This is a genomic window from Aggregatibacter actinomycetemcomitans DSM 8324 (assembly GCF_000372365.1).
Taxonomy (GTDB): domain Bacteria; phylum Pseudomonadota; class Gammaproteobacteria; order Enterobacterales; family Pasteurellaceae; genus Aggregatibacter; species Aggregatibacter actinomycetemcomitans.
On record NZ_AQUU01000001.1, the window covers coordinates 1 to 14,912 of the forward strand.

A 14,912-nucleotide genomic window follows, 5' to 3' on the forward strand; every position below is an offset into this window, starting at 1 on the left:
GCCAGCGTTCAATCTGAGCCATGATCAAACTCTTCAATTCAAAAAGCTTAATCCCTCAATAGCTGACTTAATTAATCTATTATAAATAATATAAATAAACGAATCTTCCGGCACCTATTAAGTTCAATCTTAAAATTATCTAAAACGAATCTATAAGTGCCCACACAGTTTGTATGATTGATTGTTAAAGAACAAAAAACGACGCACTGTTTATAAAAACCTACAACGGCGCGTCGTTGTGACCGCGTATTATAGGTATTTACTAATTCTTTGCAAGAGTTTTTTTACAAAAAATTGAACTTTTTTATTATTTGCTCATAAACTCGCCAAATTGTGTTTTCCTTTGAGATAAAAAATTATGGAGATCAAAAAAATGCGGTCAGAAAAACGCTTGAATTTCTGACCGCACTTTTGGCTTTCCGAGTTAAGTAAAATAAATTATTTGCCCACTTGGCTTCCAATCAAACCGCCAAGTGCCGCACCACCTAAAGTGGCACCGGTTGAACCGCCGATAACGTTACCGGCAACACCACCGATTGCAGCGCCGACAGCGGTATTCTTTTGTGTTCTGCTTAAATTATGGCAGCCGGTTAAAGCCACGGCTAACGTCACGATGCCAAGAATTTGAACCCGTTTTTTCATTTTAAAACCTCATTAAATTACTAAAATAAGATGAGTAATGTTCTCGTTGTTACCCACCGCTTTAGACTTGGCTTTTATGAAAAAGTTTATTTTTTGCGTAAGGACACTTCTCCGGCGTTGAAATATTGTCTGCCGTTTTCCGTAATGACGCATAAATGTCCTGCAGCATCAATGCCTTGTTCAGTACCGGAAATCGCACTTTTTTCCGTAATAACATTGACCTCCGCGCCGAAATACGCATCGTGATTAAGCCACTGTTGTTGCAGTTCGGCATCAATGCCGTGTTGTTCAAAACGTTCGAGGTAACGGTAAATGGTTTTCGTCATTTTGATGATAATTTGTTCACGATCAACCTGCGGGAAAAATTCGCTTAATTCTGCCCACGGTTGATCGATTTTTTTATTCTGTCCGAGGGAAATATTCATGCCGATGCCTACAATCAGATTCAACATGCCGTTTTTGCGATTAACGATCTCCACCAGAATACCCGCCAGTTTTCGATCATTAACTAAAATATCGTTCGGCCATTTCACTTGGAATCCGTACATATCCAACTCCGCCAATGCTTGAACAATGGCAAGACCAATCACCGAGCTCAATCCATCCAGAGATTTTGTTGGATTCAGCTGCCAATAAAAACTCATGATTATTTGCCCTGCAAAGGGTGAAATCCATTGTCTGCCACGGCGTCCACGCCCTGTGGTTTGATATTCCGCCAAGCATAAATCCCCCTTTTGTAACTGTTCCAAGTGATCCAACAAATATTGGTTAGTCGAGGAAATCACCGGTTTAAGCGTTACGCCATAAGGCGCTAAAGCTTGTGTCAAACGTGCTTCATCTAATAGCGGCATTTCGGGGATCAAATAAAGATGACCGTTTTCCACCTCAAAACATATCCCCTGCTGCTCCAATTGGAGGATTTCCTGTTGCAATTGCTGCGCGTCACAGCCTAAAAGTGCGGTCAGATTTTCCAATGAATTTTCAACGCCGCTCACCAATAACTCTAATAATTTCGCCATACTGTTTCCTTGTTGAAAGAATTGCCTCTATCATACGCCAAATGGCATTTTTTATAAATTTTTGTTCCCAATTTAACGTAAAATCTGTATAATTCTCCCGCAATATTTTTCCCTAAACACTCAACTAAGAGAGATATTGCAATGGCATTACGCATACAAAAAGAGGCATTGACGTTTGACGACGTTCTTCTCCTGCCCGCTCATTCTACCGTGTTACCGAACACTGCTAATCTTTCCACCCAACTCACTTCCACCATCCGCCTGAACATTCCAATGTTATCCGCCGCCATGGATACTGTGACTGAAGCCAAATTAGCAATTTCATTAGCGCAAGAAGGCGGTATTGGCTTTATTCATAAAAACATGACGATCGAACGCCAGGTGGACCGCGTGCGTAAAGTGAAAAAATTTGAAAGCGGCGTGGTGTCGGATCCGATTACCGTTCCGCCTAATTTAACCATCAGCGAATTAAAAGCCATTGCGCAAAAAAACGGCTTCGCGGGTTATCCCGTGGTAGATGCCGACAACAATTTAGTGGGCATTATTACCGGTCGTGACATTCGTTTCGTATCCAATGTCAATAAAACCGTTGCCGATTTTATGACGCCGAAAGATCGTTTGGTAACCGTTAAAGAAGACGCGCAACGTGAAGAAATTTTCCAACTCATGCACAAACACCGCGTAGAAAAAGTCTTGGTTGTGGATGATAACTTTAAATTGAAAGGCATGATTACCTTAAAAGACTATCAAAAAGCCGAACAAAAACCGAACGCCTGTAAAGACGAATTCGGTCGTTTGCGCGTAGGTGCGGCGGTTGGCGCGGGCGCCAGCAATGAAGAACGTATTGATGCCTTAGTAAAAGCCGGTGTTGACGTACTATTGATCGACTCCTCTCACGGGCATTCCGAAGGCGTATTGCAACGCGTGCGTGAAACCCGCGCGAAATACCCTAACTTACCGATTATTGCGGGCAATATCGCGACAGCCGAAGGTGCCATTGCCTTAGCGGATGCGGGTGCAAGCGCAGTGAAAGTGGGCATCGGCCCGGGGTCAATTTGTACCACCCGTATCGTAACAGGCGTGGGCGTGCCGCAAATTACCGCCATTTCCGACGCCGCAGAAGCATTAAAAGATCGTGGCATTCCAGTCATTGCCGACGGCGGGATTCGTTATTCCGGCGACATCGCCAAAGCCATTGCCGCCGGCGCCAGCTGCGTGATGGTAGGTTCGATGTTTGCCGGCACGGAAGAAGCACCGGGTGAAATTGAATTGTACCAAGGACGTGCGTTCAAATCTTATCGCGGCATGGGCTCCCTCGGCGCCATGGCGAAAGGCTCCAGCGATCGTTATTTCCAATCGGACAACGCGGCGGATAAGCTGGTGCCGGAAGGTATCGAAGGACGCATTCCTTATAAAGGCTTATTGAAAGAAATTATCCATCAACAAATGGGCGGTTTACGCTCCTGCATGGGCTTAACCGGTTGCGCCACCATTGATGAATTACGCACCAAAGCCCAATTTGTGCGCATCAGTGGCGCCGGCATTAAAGAAAGCCATGTACATGATGTGACGATCACTAAAGAAGCACCGAATTACCGCATGAGCTAATTCAACGCCTAAAAAGTGCGGTTGGTTTAAAAAACTTTTTTCAAACTGACCGCACTTTAATCTGCCCCCAAACCCGGGCATCTAATTTGAAGTGCAGATTATGCCCTACTCTTATCAATTTCATCTAAAAGTTATCAAACAGGTCACCGAACAGGATTTGGTATCCGTGAGGTGGCTAAACTTCATCAGATTCCTCATTCTCAAGTCATTTATTGATTAAAAGCCTTTCGTGAAAGAGGACTTGATGGCGTAAAATCACCTTATACTAAACCTAAAATACCCAAAATGAAAAAAATGCAGATTGAAGTGACTGAAACAACCGACTTTTCACCACAAGCCTTGAAAAAACTCAAACGAGAACCCGCCCTTGCGAGAGCGAAGATTGATTATCTAAAAAAGTTAGTGGAATTGGGCAGTCAAGAACGACAACAGAAAAAAGAAAAGTCACCGCAAAGTTAAAGGAAAAACATGCCTCAAATGACTTGCTGCAAGTGTCCGAAATACCTCGTTCAACCTTTTATTATCAACAGGTTAAGCAAGATTACAGCCGGGTAAATTTGGTGTATTAAAACCAAAACGAATTAAACTCGATTTAAAAGTATTGAGCCCGGTACAGTACCGAGCTCAATACTTAAGTTAACTAACCTGTCCAACTTTTGGGAGGCAGATCAAAGTGCGGTCGAAAAAAGAATTAAATTTTCGACCGCACTTTTTTTGCTTTATATTCAATATTACGCGGCAAAACGCATGGTGTTTTTGCGTTGCAGCTGATGAATCACATTGGTGACGGTGCCGACGATAGGGAGTTTGCGCCAGTCGGCGATTTTAATATTTTCGGTTTTGGAATCAAGCGATAAGAAAACGAATTCGCCGTTTGTATGGGCGATAAACTCATACACATGAAATTCGTTATTGACTTCAAGCACAACCAGTTCTTCAACGAATAACTCATTATTTTTTTCTACGATCAACATATCACCCACATCAATTCCCCACGCCAACATATTCGGATTGGTTACGCGAATAAAGCAGGTTTGTTGCGGGCGTCTGATGCAGTACAAGTTAAGATCCAGTTTTTTGTTAAAGAACAAGTTATTTTGTTTCATATCATCAAAAAACGGCATTGGCTGATAAGAAAAAGACTGATCATTTTGGACTGCGGCATGATTTTGATAATTCATAGGGAATCCTTAGTTAAAATTAACTGTTCGTTTATACAGGATATAATATACTGGCATTTTATCCAGTATGTCAAGCGATAAAAAAGAAAAGTTTTTTCTTTGAGAAGTGAGTGAAAGTCAGATTTTATTGCTAACGATAAAATATACTGTTTCCATTGAATTTTTTTATTTCACGCAGAATATTTTTCGGAATTAAAAAATTCCCGGCATTCATATTCTGTTTAGTCAAAATTTGAGCCATTTTTACTAGGTCTTTTAGGGGAATCAATTTTGATTCGCAACGTGCATTGAATTAAAAAAGATAGTGAGAATTTTTGATCTGCACCCAAAAAGTTAGACGCCTTCAATTCAAGGACTGAGTTCTGTATTCCACAGGGCTTAGTCCTTTTAATTTTACTTGAATACATTCATGGTTGTAGTAATGAACGTATTCGTGGAGCGTTTTGCCGCGTATTTGTACGATCAGCAAATGATTTATTCGCAGAATGTGTCGTTAAATTTTGTGCAGCCGATGGCGCCGAAAACCAAAATCACCGTTAATTTACGCATTCCTTTTAATCAAATCCCAGAGCAATACCGTTCCCTGTTTACCCATTTGCAGGAGCCGATTCAGGTGTATTCTGTGACGCATAATTTGATCCTCGCCGACAGACAACAAATTAATGTTGCCAATTAATTACTGTTTATTTATACAGTTTTGTGTGATAAAGCGCGGTCAAAAATTTGATTGTTTTTTTAACTGCACTTTTTTATGCCAGATTCTCTTACGCGCAAACCCAGAAAAATTATTCACATTGATATGGACTGCTTTTATGCCTCCACTGAAATTCGTGAAAATCCTTCCCTCGCCGATAAACCTGTTGCGGTAGGCGGCAGAGCGGAGCAACGCGGCGTGCTGACCACTTGCAATTATGCAGCGCGCGAGTTTGGCTTGCATAGCGCCATGCCTACCGCGCAAGCCCTGCAATTATGCCCGAATCTGGTTCTGTTACCCGTCAATATGCCGCTGTATCGCGAAGTGTCGCAGCAAATTCATCAAATATTTCAACGTTATACTTCTATTATTGAACCGCTTTCTCTGGACGAAGCCTATTTGGATGTCACGGATTGCGATAAATGTGCCGGTTCCGCCACTTGGATTGCACAAGATATTCGGTCGGCGATTTTTAATGAATTACATTTAACCGCGTCGGCGGGCGTGGCACCGTTGAAATTTTTGGCGAAAATCGCCTCTGATCAAAACAAGCCGAACGGGCAGTTTGTGATCGAACCGAAAGAGGTGGCGGATTTTGTCGCCGCATTACCGTTGAAAAAGATTCCCGGCGTGGGCAAAGTGACCTCGGAAAAATTACTGCAAATGGGTCTGGCGACCTGTGCCGATGTGCAAAAATACGATCGCAATGCGCTGTTTAATTTGTTCGGCAAAGTGGGGCAGCACATTTGGGCATATAGCCATGGCATTGATGAACGCCCGGTGCAACCTCATCGGGAGCGTAAATCGGTGGGCGTGGAAACCACGTTATTAGAAAATATTGAGCAGCTTGCCCAAGGAGATGATGTTTTGAAAAAACTGTATTCTCAATTAGTGGCGCGGGTGCAGCGTGCCTGTCCGAATATTCCGCTGGCGCAATTTCGCAAAATCGGGGTGAAGCTAAAATTTGAAGATTTTCAGGTCACTACCTTGGAAAAAAGTGCGGTGGATTTTTCCGAAGAAAATTTTCGCCTGCTGTTGGCGCAAATTTGGCAACGCAAGCAAGGGCGCAGTGTGCGTTTAATCGGCTTGCACGTCACTTTGCCGGAAGAAAAACAATCGGAACAAATGAGCCTGTGGTAAGGGTTTTGTGATGAGTGTATGATTTAGCGCTTACTGTTGACACTTGAATCATAACGCACATCATGCTTCGGATTATTTTGGCAAGGTTAAGAAACTCCGCTATAATGCACCGCACTTTTACGCATAGGTTTGCGTATCATTTTTGCATAGACAAGCAAGTGAATTCCTCATGAAGTTAACCGCCAACAATAAAGTTTTAGACCTTTCTACTCCCCAAATTATGGGGATTCTCAATTTCACCCCCGATTCGTTTTCCGATAGCGGCAAGTTTTTTCAGTTAGACAAAGCGTTAGCACAAGTGGAAAAGATGCTAAGGCTGGGCGCATCGATTATTGACATCGGCGGCGAATCCACCCGACCGATGGCGGATGAAGTCACTTTGGAAGAGGAATTGCAACGTGTTGTGCCTTTAGTCGAGGCAGTGTGTCAACGATTCGATTGCTGGATTTCGGTAGACACATCAAAACCGCAGGTCATGCGTGAAACGGCAAATGCCGGCATGGATTTGATTAACGATATTCGTGCATTGCAGGAACCGCAAGCGTTGGAGACTGCCGCACAGCTGGCGTTGCCGGTGTGCATTATGCATATGCAGGGGCAGCCCCGCACTATGCAGTTAAATCCTCACTATGAGGACGTGGTCGCCGACGTTTTAAAATTTATGCAGCAACGTACGGAACAATGTCTGGCGGCAGGAATCAAACAAGATAACATCATTTGGGATCCGGGCTTCGGGTTTGGCAAAAGCGTGCAACATAATTATCGCTTATTGCAACAACTCTGGGTTTTCTGCCAGCAGGGGTATCCTGTACTGGCGGGCATATCCCGTAAATCAATGATTGGCGCGGTGCTGGATAAACCAGTGGAACAACGAACCGTCGGTAGTGTCAGCGCTGCTTTAATTGCCGCGATGAATGGCGCCCGTATTTTGCGCGTACATGATGTCGGCGAAACTGCCGATGCGTTAAAAATCTGGCAGGCAACCCTAAACAGTTAAATAACGTATTTAAAAAAAGGAATTAAACATGGCTGAACGTAAATATTTCGGCACCGACGGGGTGCGTGGGAAAGTGGGATCTCATCCGATTACCCCTGATTTTGTGTTAAAACTCGGTTGGGCTGCGGGCAAAGTGCTGGCAAATCATGGCTCCCGCGTGGTGTTAATCGGTAAAGATACGCGTATTTCCGGTTATATGCTGGAATCCGCGCTTGAAGCGGGTTTGGCGGCTGCCGGTTTGTCTGCCGCTTTTACCGGACCAATGCCGACCCCGGCAGTGGCTTATTTAACCCGCACTTTCCGCGCTGAAGCCGGCATTGTAATTTCTGCCTCACATAACCCGTATTACGATAACGGAATCAAGTTTTTCTCTACGCAAGGCACGAAATTGCCGGATGAAGTGGAAGAAGAAATCGAAGCCATGTTAGAACAACCGATGGATTGCGTGGAATCTGCCGAATTAGGGCGTGCCAGCCGAATTAAAGATGCGGCGGGTCGTTATATCGAATTTTGTAAAAGTACATTCCCGGCGCATTTGAGTCTGGAAGGCTACAAGATCGTGGTGGACTGTGCCAACGGTGCGACTTACCACATTGCGCCGAATGTCATGCGCGAGCTGGGCGCGGAAGTCATTGAAATCGGGACGCATCCGAACGGTATGAACATCAATGAAAAATGTGGTGCAACCGACATCGCGGCGTTACAAGCCAAAGTGGTAGAAACCAATGCGGATGTCGGCTTGGCGTATGATGGCGACGGCGACCGCTTAATTATGGTGGATCACCTTGGTAATAAAGTCGATGGAGACCAAGCCTTATTTATTATTGCCCGCGAAGCGTTGCGTGAAGGTCGTTTGCAAGGTGGTGTGGTCGGCACATTAATGAGCAACATGAGCCTTGAATTGGCGTTAAAACAATTAGCGATTCCATTTGTGCGTGCCAATGTGGGCGATCGTTATGTATTGGAAAAAATGCAGGAACGCGGTTGGGGCTTAGGCGGAGAAAACTCCGGTCATATTATCATTGCCGATCGCAACACTACCGGGGATGGCATTATTGCTTCTCTTGCCGTATTGGCTGCGATGGCAAAACATCGTTTGTCCCTTAATGAATTGGCGGGTGCGGTCAAATTATTCCCGCAAGTGCTAATCAATGTACGTTTTGCCGGTGGTGAAAATCCGTTGGAAAGTGGTGCGGTGAAAATGGTTGCTGCCGAGATGGAAAAACGGTTGGCGGGCAAAGGGCGAATTTTGTTGCGTAAATCAGGTACCGAACCGCTTATCCGCATCATGGTGGAATGTGAAGATGGCACTTTGGCACAGCAATGTGCAGAAGAAATTGCAGCAGCAGTAAAAGAAGCCAACTAGGATTTAATGGTCATGCGTTTATTTGTTATGCGTCACGGCGAAGCGGAATTAATGGTGAATTCTGATAAGGAACGCCGTCTTAATGCGCGCGGTAAGGAACAATCCACTTTGCAAGGAACTTGGTTAAAATCCACCGCACTTGACTTGGATAAAGTGTTGGTCAGCCCTTATACCCGCGCGTTGGAGACCTTTAATCAAATTAATGAAGTTTATGAACAAAAGCTAACCGACAAACTGAAAATTTGGGATGGTATCACGCCTTACGGCGATTCCGGCATTGTGAGCGATTATCTCTCCGTGTTAGCTGAAGAAGGTGTGGAAAATGTGTTAATCATTTCTCATTTGCCTTTAGTTGGCGACATTGTGAAAGAAATGTGCGGTCGAAATCCCGCGAGTTTTTACCCGGCAACCATTGCGGAAATTTATCTCGGTGATGAGTGCGCTGAGGTCATCGGAATTAAATATTTGGATAAATTTTGACCTATATTAAATTTTTTGTAAATTTTATTTTGCTTCAAAATTAAAATCTAAAAAACGATATATTTCATCTTATTGTGACTTTTTATTAATTGTACTTTGCTATTTTTAAGCAAGTTTTAACAAAAAAATACTTGCCTTTGTAAATTTTTGTTACACACTATAGGTGTCTTACAGAACAATATTGTAAGGCGTTTATCTTTCAATTGTTAATTTAGGAGTAACGATGAAAAAATCAGTATTAGCCGCATTAGTGTTAGGCGTAACTTTAAGTGTAACCGGTTGTGATGACAGCAAAACTTCACCACAAGCCGAGCAGGCGAAAACAAGTGTCTCCGAGGCTAAAGATGCTGTAGTAAACGCCGCAAATGATGTTAAGGATGCTACAGTTGAAGCTGCCAAAGATGCACAAAACATGGCAGCCGATAAAATGGCCGAAGTGAAAGATGTCGTATCTGAAAAAATGGATGCCATGGCAACGCAGGCCAGTGAAATGAAAGATGCTGCAGTTGAAGCGGCCAAAGATGCAAAAGATGCAGCGGCAGATAAAATGGCAGAAGTGAAAGATGCCATATCTGAAAAAATGGATGCCATGGCAACACAAGTCAATGAAATGAAAGATACAGCAGCTGAAGCAGTCAAAGATGCAAAAGACGCAGCGGCAGATAAAATGGCCGAAGTGAAAGATGCCGTATCTGAAAAAATGGGTGCCACCGCAACGCAAACTGATGAAATGAAAGACGCGGTAAAAAGCGAAACTGAAAGCAAATAAAAAAGCAGTCTAAACTGCTTTTTAAAACGGGGCAAAAACTAATTTATCCTTTTCCGCAAAAATCCTGACTGAACGATATAAAAATTCAGTTGGGATTTTTTCTTTGTACAGAAAACGGCTATTTACCGCCACGAATTCGGCATCTAAATATTGTGCATAAATAGATCCTGAACTGCTGTTGACGCCCGCCATGGCGCGCCCTAATAATTCGCCGTAAATGTGAATATTGCCGTCTGCCGCCACTTCGGCGCCATGCTCCACATCACCGTGAATGATTAAATCGCTGTTTTTGGCGTAGATCACCTGTTTACCAATCACGTTGTAGGCGATAACTTTAGTCGGTTGATAGCGCGGTTCGGGAAGAATTTCAGACAGGTTTATCAATGTTGCCGAGAATCGGTAAATCGGCGCTGAGGATTAATTCTCTTTGCAGATGGTTTTGCCAGTCAGCTACACCGATGACATGAATGTTGTATTCGGCAAGTAAGGCTTTCAACACGGTTAAATTGACTTTTTCCAACACCGGATTGAACTGTAAAATCACTTCAATATTCTGAAACAAAGACGGTGCGTTTTTAGCTTTTTTTGCCAGCGCACGTTTGATCGCCGTTAAGCTTGAACTGTTGATACTGATAAATACGGCGGAAAATTGACCTGTTCGTAGTTCGATAATATCTTGAGCCATCACGAAATTCCAAGAAAAAGAGCTTCTAATAATAAAGAATTATTGCAAAATCAGCAACTCGAACCTCATTTTGGAGCAAAATTATGTTATGTGCCATTTATAAAAGCCCGAAGGAAGCGGGCATGTATCTTTATATTGAAAAGCGCAGTCATTTTGATGGTGTACCTGAGGCGCTGCTAAAGATATTTGGAAAACCAATTTTTGTCATGTTGTTTAACCTGACTGGCGAAAAGCCGCTGGTGAATGCAGACAAAACGGAGGTTTTGCAAAATATCAGGGAAAAAGGCTTTTATTTGCAAACACCGAAGAAAGATGATTGGCTGTTTAGTCTTTAAAAGTGCTCTGCACCCAAAAACTTGGATAGATAAATAAACCTAATTAAATATCGCTTTCCAGCATTGGCGAGACTAAGCCGAAAGTCAGGCACCATACAGTTGTAAAGGAGTCAATCTCCCGATTGGCTAAGCTCACATTGAGGAAAGGATACAGTTTCTCACTCTCTGCCAAAAACTCAGCTGAGTCTGTGGCTAACTTCTCTTTGAGTTTCTGGTAATCAGATTGCACGTGAGTAAGTTTGACGCAATATGACCGTTTTTTTCCGCTTGCTTACGTCGGCGGATGATATGATGTTTGAATTCGATTGAATAATGTTTGACCATAAAAATCCATAGTTTAGTTGGTTGTGGTATCTGATTGGGATGCAGAATACTTTTTATTCAATCTAATCAAACTTAAAGAACCCGACGGGATTGGGTATACGTTCTCGCCCAGTAATTGTCGCTTAAGGACTCAATAATCACGCCTCGGCTTGTACTGGAATGCATAAACTGGTCGTTGCCGACGTATACGCCTACATGATTATTTATACGGAAAAAAACCAAATCGCCCACTTTCAGTTCTTTCTTTTGAATCGCTTTACCGACATAACGCTGTTCGGAAGTCGAACGCGGCAATGTCACACCAAACGCATCTAAAAAGGTGGTTTGCATAAAGCCGGAACAATCAATGCCATTTTTTGTGGTGCCGCCAAAACGATAACGGGTCCCTGCCCATTCCTGATAAATTTTGGAAAGGCGTTTGTCCATAATGCCGGAGTATTGACGGGGTTTGTTGGTTTTTAATTGGGAGGTAATTAATTGATTAAGCTGTTCTTCATCTTGATCCGGTTGGTATGAGGCTGTGCCGGTTGAACAAGCGGTTAAGACGAGTAAAGGGATAATAATCAATAATTTTTTGAACATAAATTTAAGTAGTTATTTTAAATAGGTTTTTTACGTTTATAGAACTGAGCGGGATAATATCGTAAATTTAAGTAAAAATCCACTTTAATTTAATAAAAATATCGTACTTTTTAGCATATATAGTGCATAAATGGAATTTTATGCACTATATGTTGAATGTATATCGAATACTGAAAGGATTAATTCGCCGTATCCAATTCGGGAAAAGATTTCACCAAATTATCTATCGCTTTCATTTGATTCACGAAAGCCTCCAGCTTATCTAGCGGTAACGCCGATGGTCCGTCACATTTTGCGTTGCTTGGATCCGGATGGGCTTCTAAGAACAGCCCCGCCAATCCTACCGCCAGACCGGAACGGGCAAGTTCGGTAACTTGTGCACGGCGTCCGCCGGAAGCCGCACCGAACGGATCGCGACATTGCAATGAATGGGTCACGTCAAAAATTACCGGACAGCCTTTCGACACGTTTTTCATGACGCTGAAACCCAACATATCTACGACTAAATTATCGTAACCAAAATTCGTGCCGCGATCGCACAGAATCACTTTATCATTGCCGCACTCGGCGATTTTTTCCACGATATTGCCCATTTGTCCCGGGCTTAAAAATTGCGGTTTTTTCACATTAATCACCGCGCCGGTGCGCGCCATGGCTTCCACCAAATCCGTTTGACGGGCAAGAAATGCCGGCAACTGAATAATATCCACTACCTCGGCAACAGGCTGACATTGATAAATTTCATGTACATCGGTAATGATTTTTACACCGAAAGTTTGTTTGAGCTCGGCAAAAATTTTCAGCCCCTGCTCCATGCCCGGACCGCGATAAGAATGAATAGAAGAACGGTTCGCCTTATCAAAAGAGGCTTTGAACACATAAGGTACGCCCAGTTTTTGCGTCACTTCCACATATTTTTCGCACACGCGCATCGCCATGTCACGACTTTCCAGCACGTTCATGCCGCCGAATAAAACAAAGGGTTTATCGTTGGCAATTTGAATATCGCCTAATTGAATGAGTTTATTTTGCATACGCCTTCCTTATTTATTTTCAGTTTGCGCCCAACAACCTAATGTGACGCGCTCATTATTTCCGTAATCCCGCAAAGTTTCAACCGCAGACCAAAAATTCTCTTGGAAAATCGACCGCACTTTTTCCCCTTGCTGCCAACCATGTTCCACCAACAAATAGCCGTTTTCCCGCATAAATTTCGGCGCATTGGCGATAATATGGCGTAAATCCGCGTAACCTTCTTCCGCTGCAACCAATGCGGACAAGGGTTCAAAACGCACATCACCCTGCGTTAAATGTTCGTCATGGGCATCAATATACGGCGGGTTACTCAGGATTAAATCAAACGTCCCCGTAACATTTTCAAACCAACAACTTTGCACAAAAGCCACATTCAATTGATTTTTTTCCCCGTTAGATTTCGCCAATGCCACCACCTCAGGCGTGAGGTCAACGCCAATAATATCCAACTGAACCGTGTGTTTTTGTGCAATAGGTTTTAACGCCGAAGCCAATGCCAAAGCAATCGCGCCGGTGCCGGTGCCAAGATCGAGAATGCGAAAACGCTGCGAATTTTGACCGCACTTTTGTAGCTTTTCAATGGCAATCGCCACTGCCTTCTCCACCAATATTTCCGTGTCGGGGCGTGGAATCAGCGTGCCTGCCGAAACATTTAACGGCAACGACCAAAACTCTTTTTCACCGAGAATATAAGCGATGGGTTCGCCCTGCAAACGGCGGGCTAAAAGTGCGGTCAGTTTTTCCAGCGTTTTTTCATCCAATGCCGTTTCACCGAAAGCCAGAATAAAAGCGCGAGACTTTTGCGTCACAAATTGCAATAACACCTGTGCATCGGTTTTGCCATTTTCCGAGGGATTCGCCTGATTTAACGCTTGTATGGCCTGTTGCAGCCATTGTTGGTAGTTCATCGTTAAAAAATGAACGAGCCGTTAAGCTCGTTCTCATGGTTAATTCTGCTCCGACAACGCCGCCAACTGATCCGCTTGATATTCGGTGATAATCGGTTGAATCAAGTCATCAATTTTGCCGTTCATCACTTCGTCTAAGCGGTAAATCGTCAGGTTAATACGGTGATCGGTAACGCGCCCTTGCGGGTAATTGTAAGTGCGGATTTTATCGGAACGATCGCCGGAACCCAATAAATTACGACGGGTGTCAGCTTGCTCCTGCGCCAGTTTTTCCTGTTCCTGTTGCACCAGACGGGAGGCCAGCACCGATAAAGCTTTGGCTTTGTTTTTATGTTGTGAACGTTCGTCCTGACATTCCACCACCATGCCCGTCGGAATATGCGTAATACGCACCGCGGAATCGGTTTTATTGATGTGCTGACCGCCCGCACCCGACGCGCGGTAGGTGTCAATGCGTAAATCCGCCGGGTTAATTTCCGGCATTTCCGATTCCAGCAATTCCGGCATCACGGCAACAGTACAGGCAGAGGTGTGAATACGCCCTTGTGATTCAGTTTTCGGCACTCGCTGCACGCGGTGGCCGCCCGATTCAAATTTTAACTGACCATACACGCCGTCACCGCTGACCAACGCGATAATTTCTTTAAATCCGCCCTGCTCGCTTTCATTTTCACTGAGCACTTCAACACGCCAACGTTTGGTTTCCGCATAACGGCTGTACATACGGAATAAATCACCGGCGAAAATGCCCGCCTCATCGCCACCGGTACCGGCGCGGATTTCAAGATAACAGTTATATTCGTCGTTCGGATCTTTCGGCAATAAGAGAATTTGTAAATGCTGTTCAACCTGTTCAAGTTCCGCTTTGGACTCTTCGATCTCCATTTGCGCCATTTCTTTCATTTCGGGATCGTCCAGCAAAAGCTGCGCTTCTTCCAGATTGGAATTGAGCTGATTCCAGCGGTTAAAACTTTTCACAACATCCTCAAGTTGTGCATATTCTTTGGAATAGGCTCTGAATTTGTCCTGATCGCTAATCACGGAAGCATCGCCTAACAAGGCTTCCAGCTCTTCATAACGTTCTTTTAAGCTATCTAATTTATTGATAATAGAGGGTTTCATTATTTGACCTTCAGAAGGAAAATAG

15 protein-coding genes and 3 pseudogenes are annotated in these 14,912 nt (G+C 43.8%); 9 read left to right on the forward strand and 9 right to left on the reverse strand.

The window, feature by feature from the left end:
• Positions 1-438: 438 nt before the first annotated feature.
• Together A3CS_RS0100010 and birA are read right to left on the reverse strand one after the other, a co-directional pair.
• Complete coding sequence (locus A3CS_RS0100010; protein ID WP_005548595.1) at positions 439-642, reverse strand: glycine zipper 2TM domain-containing protein; 204 nt, start codon at positions 640-642, stop codon at positions 439-441.
• An 86-nt stretch (positions 643-728) separates the two neighbouring features.
• The gene (gene birA / locus A3CS_RS0100015) at positions 729-1,661 is read right to left on the reverse strand and encodes a bifunctional biotin--[acetyl-CoA-carboxylase] ligase/biotin operon repressor BirA (RefSeq protein ID WP_005567768.1); all 933 of its coding nucleotides are present in this window, start codon (positions 1,659-1,661) and stop codon (positions 729-731) included.
• 141 nt (positions 1,662-1,802) lie between these two features.
• On the opposite strand from birA, the gene guaB reads away from it, so the two are divergent.
• Both guaB and A3CS_RS1000000112080 read left to right on the forward strand, forming a co-directional pair.
• Positions 1,803-3,269: an IMP dehydrogenase gene (gene guaB, locus A3CS_RS0100020; protein WP_005548590.1), complete on the forward strand. Its 1,467-nt coding sequence runs from the start codon at positions 1,803-1,805 to the stop codon at positions 3,267-3,269.
• 100 nt (positions 3,270-3,369) lie between these two features.
• Positions 3,370-3,728 (forward strand): annotated as a pseudogene (locus A3CS_RS1000000112080) (transposase).
• 272 nt (positions 3,729-4,000) lie between these two features.
• Here the strand turns inward: A3CS_RS1000000112080 and A3CS_RS0100030 are convergent.
• On the reverse strand, positions 4,001-4,450 hold the full coding sequence (locus tag A3CS_RS0100030; RefSeq protein WP_005544663.1) for a LexA family protein: 450 nt from the start codon (positions 4,448-4,450) through the stop codon (positions 4,001-4,003).
• A 343-nt stretch (positions 4,451-4,793) separates the two neighbouring features.
• Positions 4,794-4,892 (reverse strand): annotated as a pseudogene (locus A3CS_RS1000000111200) (IS3 family transposase); the annotation flags it as partial.
• Here A3CS_RS1000000111200 and A3CS_RS01000000110710 point away from each other — a divergent pair.
• The 6 genes from A3CS_RS01000000110710 to A3CS_RS0100060 all read left to right on the forward strand — a co-directional run bounded on the left by A3CS_RS01000000110710 (position 4,872) and on the right by A3CS_RS0100060 (position 9,896).
• Complete coding sequence (locus A3CS_RS01000000110710; RefSeq protein ID WP_012820935.1) at positions 4,872-5,126, forward strand: hypothetical protein; 255 nt, start codon at positions 4,872-4,874, stop codon at positions 5,124-5,126. The pseudogene A3CS_RS1000000111200 and the gene A3CS_RS01000000110710 overlap by 21 nt on opposite strands.
• Positions 5,127-5,201: 75 nt before the next feature.
• Positions 5,202-6,284 (forward strand): DNA polymerase IV, encoded by a 1,083-nt coding sequence (gene dinB / locus A3CS_RS0100040; protein WP_005544665.1) that lies wholly within the window; start codon positions 5,202-5,204, stop codon positions 6,282-6,284.
• 169 nt (positions 6,285-6,453) lie between these two features.
• The gene (gene folP / locus A3CS_RS0100045; protein ID WP_005544667.1) at positions 6,454-7,281 is read left to right on the forward strand and encodes a dihydropteroate synthase; all 828 of its coding nucleotides are present in this window, start codon (positions 6,454-6,456) and stop codon (positions 7,279-7,281) included.
• 28 nt (positions 7,282-7,309) lie between these two features.
• The gene (glmM, locus tag A3CS_RS0100050) at positions 7,310-8,647 is read left to right on the forward strand and encodes a phosphoglucosamine mutase (protein ID WP_005544668.1); all 1,338 of its coding nucleotides are present in this window, start codon (positions 7,310-7,312) and stop codon (positions 8,645-8,647) included.
• A 12-nt stretch (positions 8,648-8,659) separates the two neighbouring features.
• Positions 8,660-9,127 carry a phosphohistidine phosphatase SixA gene (sixA, locus tag A3CS_RS0100055; protein WP_005544669.1) on the forward strand — a complete coding sequence of 156 codons (468 nt, stop codon included), beginning with the start codon at positions 8,660-8,662 and terminating at the stop codon, positions 9,125-9,127.
• Between the two features lie 223 nt (positions 9,128-9,350).
• Positions 9,351-9,896: a hypothetical protein gene (locus A3CS_RS0100060; RefSeq protein WP_005544672.1), complete on the forward strand. Its 546-nt coding sequence runs from the start codon at positions 9,351-9,353 to the stop codon at positions 9,894-9,896.
• A 21-nt stretch (positions 9,897-9,917) separates the two neighbouring features.
• Here A3CS_RS0100060 and minC read toward each other — a convergent pair.
• A pseudogene (minC, locus tag A3CS_RS01000000110715) lies at positions 9,918-10,581 on the reverse strand (septum site-determining protein MinC).
• An 83-nt stretch (positions 10,582-10,664) separates the two neighbouring features.
• Here minC and A3CS_RS0100070 point away from each other — a divergent pair.
• A complete protein-coding gene (locus A3CS_RS0100070; RefSeq protein WP_005544676.1) occupies positions 10,665-10,916 on the forward strand; it encodes a YcgL domain-containing protein in 252 nt (83 codons plus the stop codon).
• Between the two features lie 396 nt (positions 10,917-11,312).
• Here A3CS_RS0100070 and A3CS_RS0100075 read toward each other — a convergent pair whose 3' ends face one another.
• The 4 genes from A3CS_RS0100075 to prfA all read right to left on the reverse strand — a co-directional run bounded on the left by A3CS_RS0100075 (position 11,313) and on the right by prfA (position 14,887).
• Complete coding sequence (locus A3CS_RS0100075; RefSeq protein WP_019518126.1) at positions 11,313-11,822, reverse strand: NlpC/P60 family protein; 510 nt, start codon at positions 11,820-11,822, stop codon at positions 11,313-11,315.
• 179 nt (positions 11,823-12,001) lie between these two features.
• A complete protein-coding gene (gene kdsA, locus A3CS_RS0100080; RefSeq protein ID WP_005544680.1) occupies positions 12,002-12,856 on the reverse strand; it encodes a 3-deoxy-8-phosphooctulonate synthase in 855 nt (284 codons plus the stop codon).
• A 9-nt stretch (positions 12,857-12,865) separates the two neighbouring features.
• Complete coding sequence (gene prmC, locus A3CS_RS0100085; RefSeq protein ID WP_005544681.1) at positions 12,866-13,765, reverse strand: peptide chain release factor N(5)-glutamine methyltransferase; 900 nt, start codon at positions 13,763-13,765, stop codon at positions 12,866-12,868.
• Positions 13,766-13,804: 39 nt separating this feature from the next.
• Positions 13,805-14,887: a peptide chain release factor 1 gene (gene prfA, locus A3CS_RS0100090; protein WP_005544683.1), complete on the reverse strand. Its 1,083-nt coding sequence runs from the start codon at positions 14,885-14,887 to the stop codon at positions 13,805-13,807.
• Positions 14,888-14,912 lie beyond the last annotated feature (25 nt).

Bases quoted from the DNA above. Each gene is read 5' to 3' on its own strand.
- A3CS_RS0100010 (WP_005548595.1), bottom strand. From the start codon at position 642: ATGAAAAAACGGGTTCAAATTCTTGGCATCGTGACGTTAGCCGTGGCT.
- birA (WP_005567768.1), bottom strand. From the start codon at position 1,661: ATGGCGAAATTATTAGAGTTATTGGTGAGCGGCGTTGAAAATTCATTG.
- guaB (WP_005548590.1), top strand. From the start codon at position 1,803: ATGGCATTACGCATACAAAAAGAGGCATTGACGTTTGACGACGTTCTT.
- A3CS_RS0100030 (WP_005544663.1), bottom strand. From the start codon at position 4,450: ATGAATTATCAAAATCATGCCGCAGTCCAAAATGATCAGTCTTTTTCT.
- A3CS_RS01000000110710 (WP_012820935.1), top strand. From the start codon at position 4,872: ATGAACGTATTCGTGGAGCGTTTTGCCGCGTATTTGTACGATCAGCAA.
- dinB (WP_005544665.1), top strand. From the start codon at position 5,202: ATGCCAGATTCTCTTACGCGCAAACCCAGAAAAATTATTCACATTGAT.
- folP (WP_005544667.1), top strand. From the start codon at position 6,454: ATGAAGTTAACCGCCAACAATAAAGTTTTAGACCTTTCTACTCCCCAA.
- glmM (WP_005544668.1), top strand. From the start codon at position 7,310: ATGGCTGAACGTAAATATTTCGGCACCGACGGGGTGCGTGGGAAAGTG.
- sixA (WP_005544669.1), top strand. From the start codon at position 8,660: ATGCGTTTATTTGTTATGCGTCACGGCGAAGCGGAATTAATGGTGAAT.
- A3CS_RS0100060 (WP_005544672.1), top strand. From the start codon at position 9,351: ATGAAAAAATCAGTATTAGCCGCATTAGTGTTAGGCGTAACTTTAAGT.
- A3CS_RS0100070 (WP_005544676.1), top strand. From the start codon at position 10,665: ATGTTATGTGCCATTTATAAAAGCCCGAAGGAAGCGGGCATGTATCTT.
- A3CS_RS0100075 (WP_019518126.1), bottom strand. From the start codon at position 11,822: ATGTTCAAAAAATTATTGATTATTATCCCTTTACTCGTCTTAACCGCT.
- kdsA (WP_005544680.1), bottom strand. From the start codon at position 12,856: ATGCAAAATAAACTCATTCAATTAGGCGATATTCAAATTGCCAACGAT.
- prmC (WP_005544681.1), bottom strand. From the start codon at position 13,765: ATGAACTACCAACAATGGCTGCAACAGGCCATACAAGCGTTAAATCAG.
- prfA (WP_005544683.1), bottom strand. From the start codon at position 14,887: ATGAAACCCTCTATTATCAATAAATTAGATAGCTTAAAAGAACGTTAT.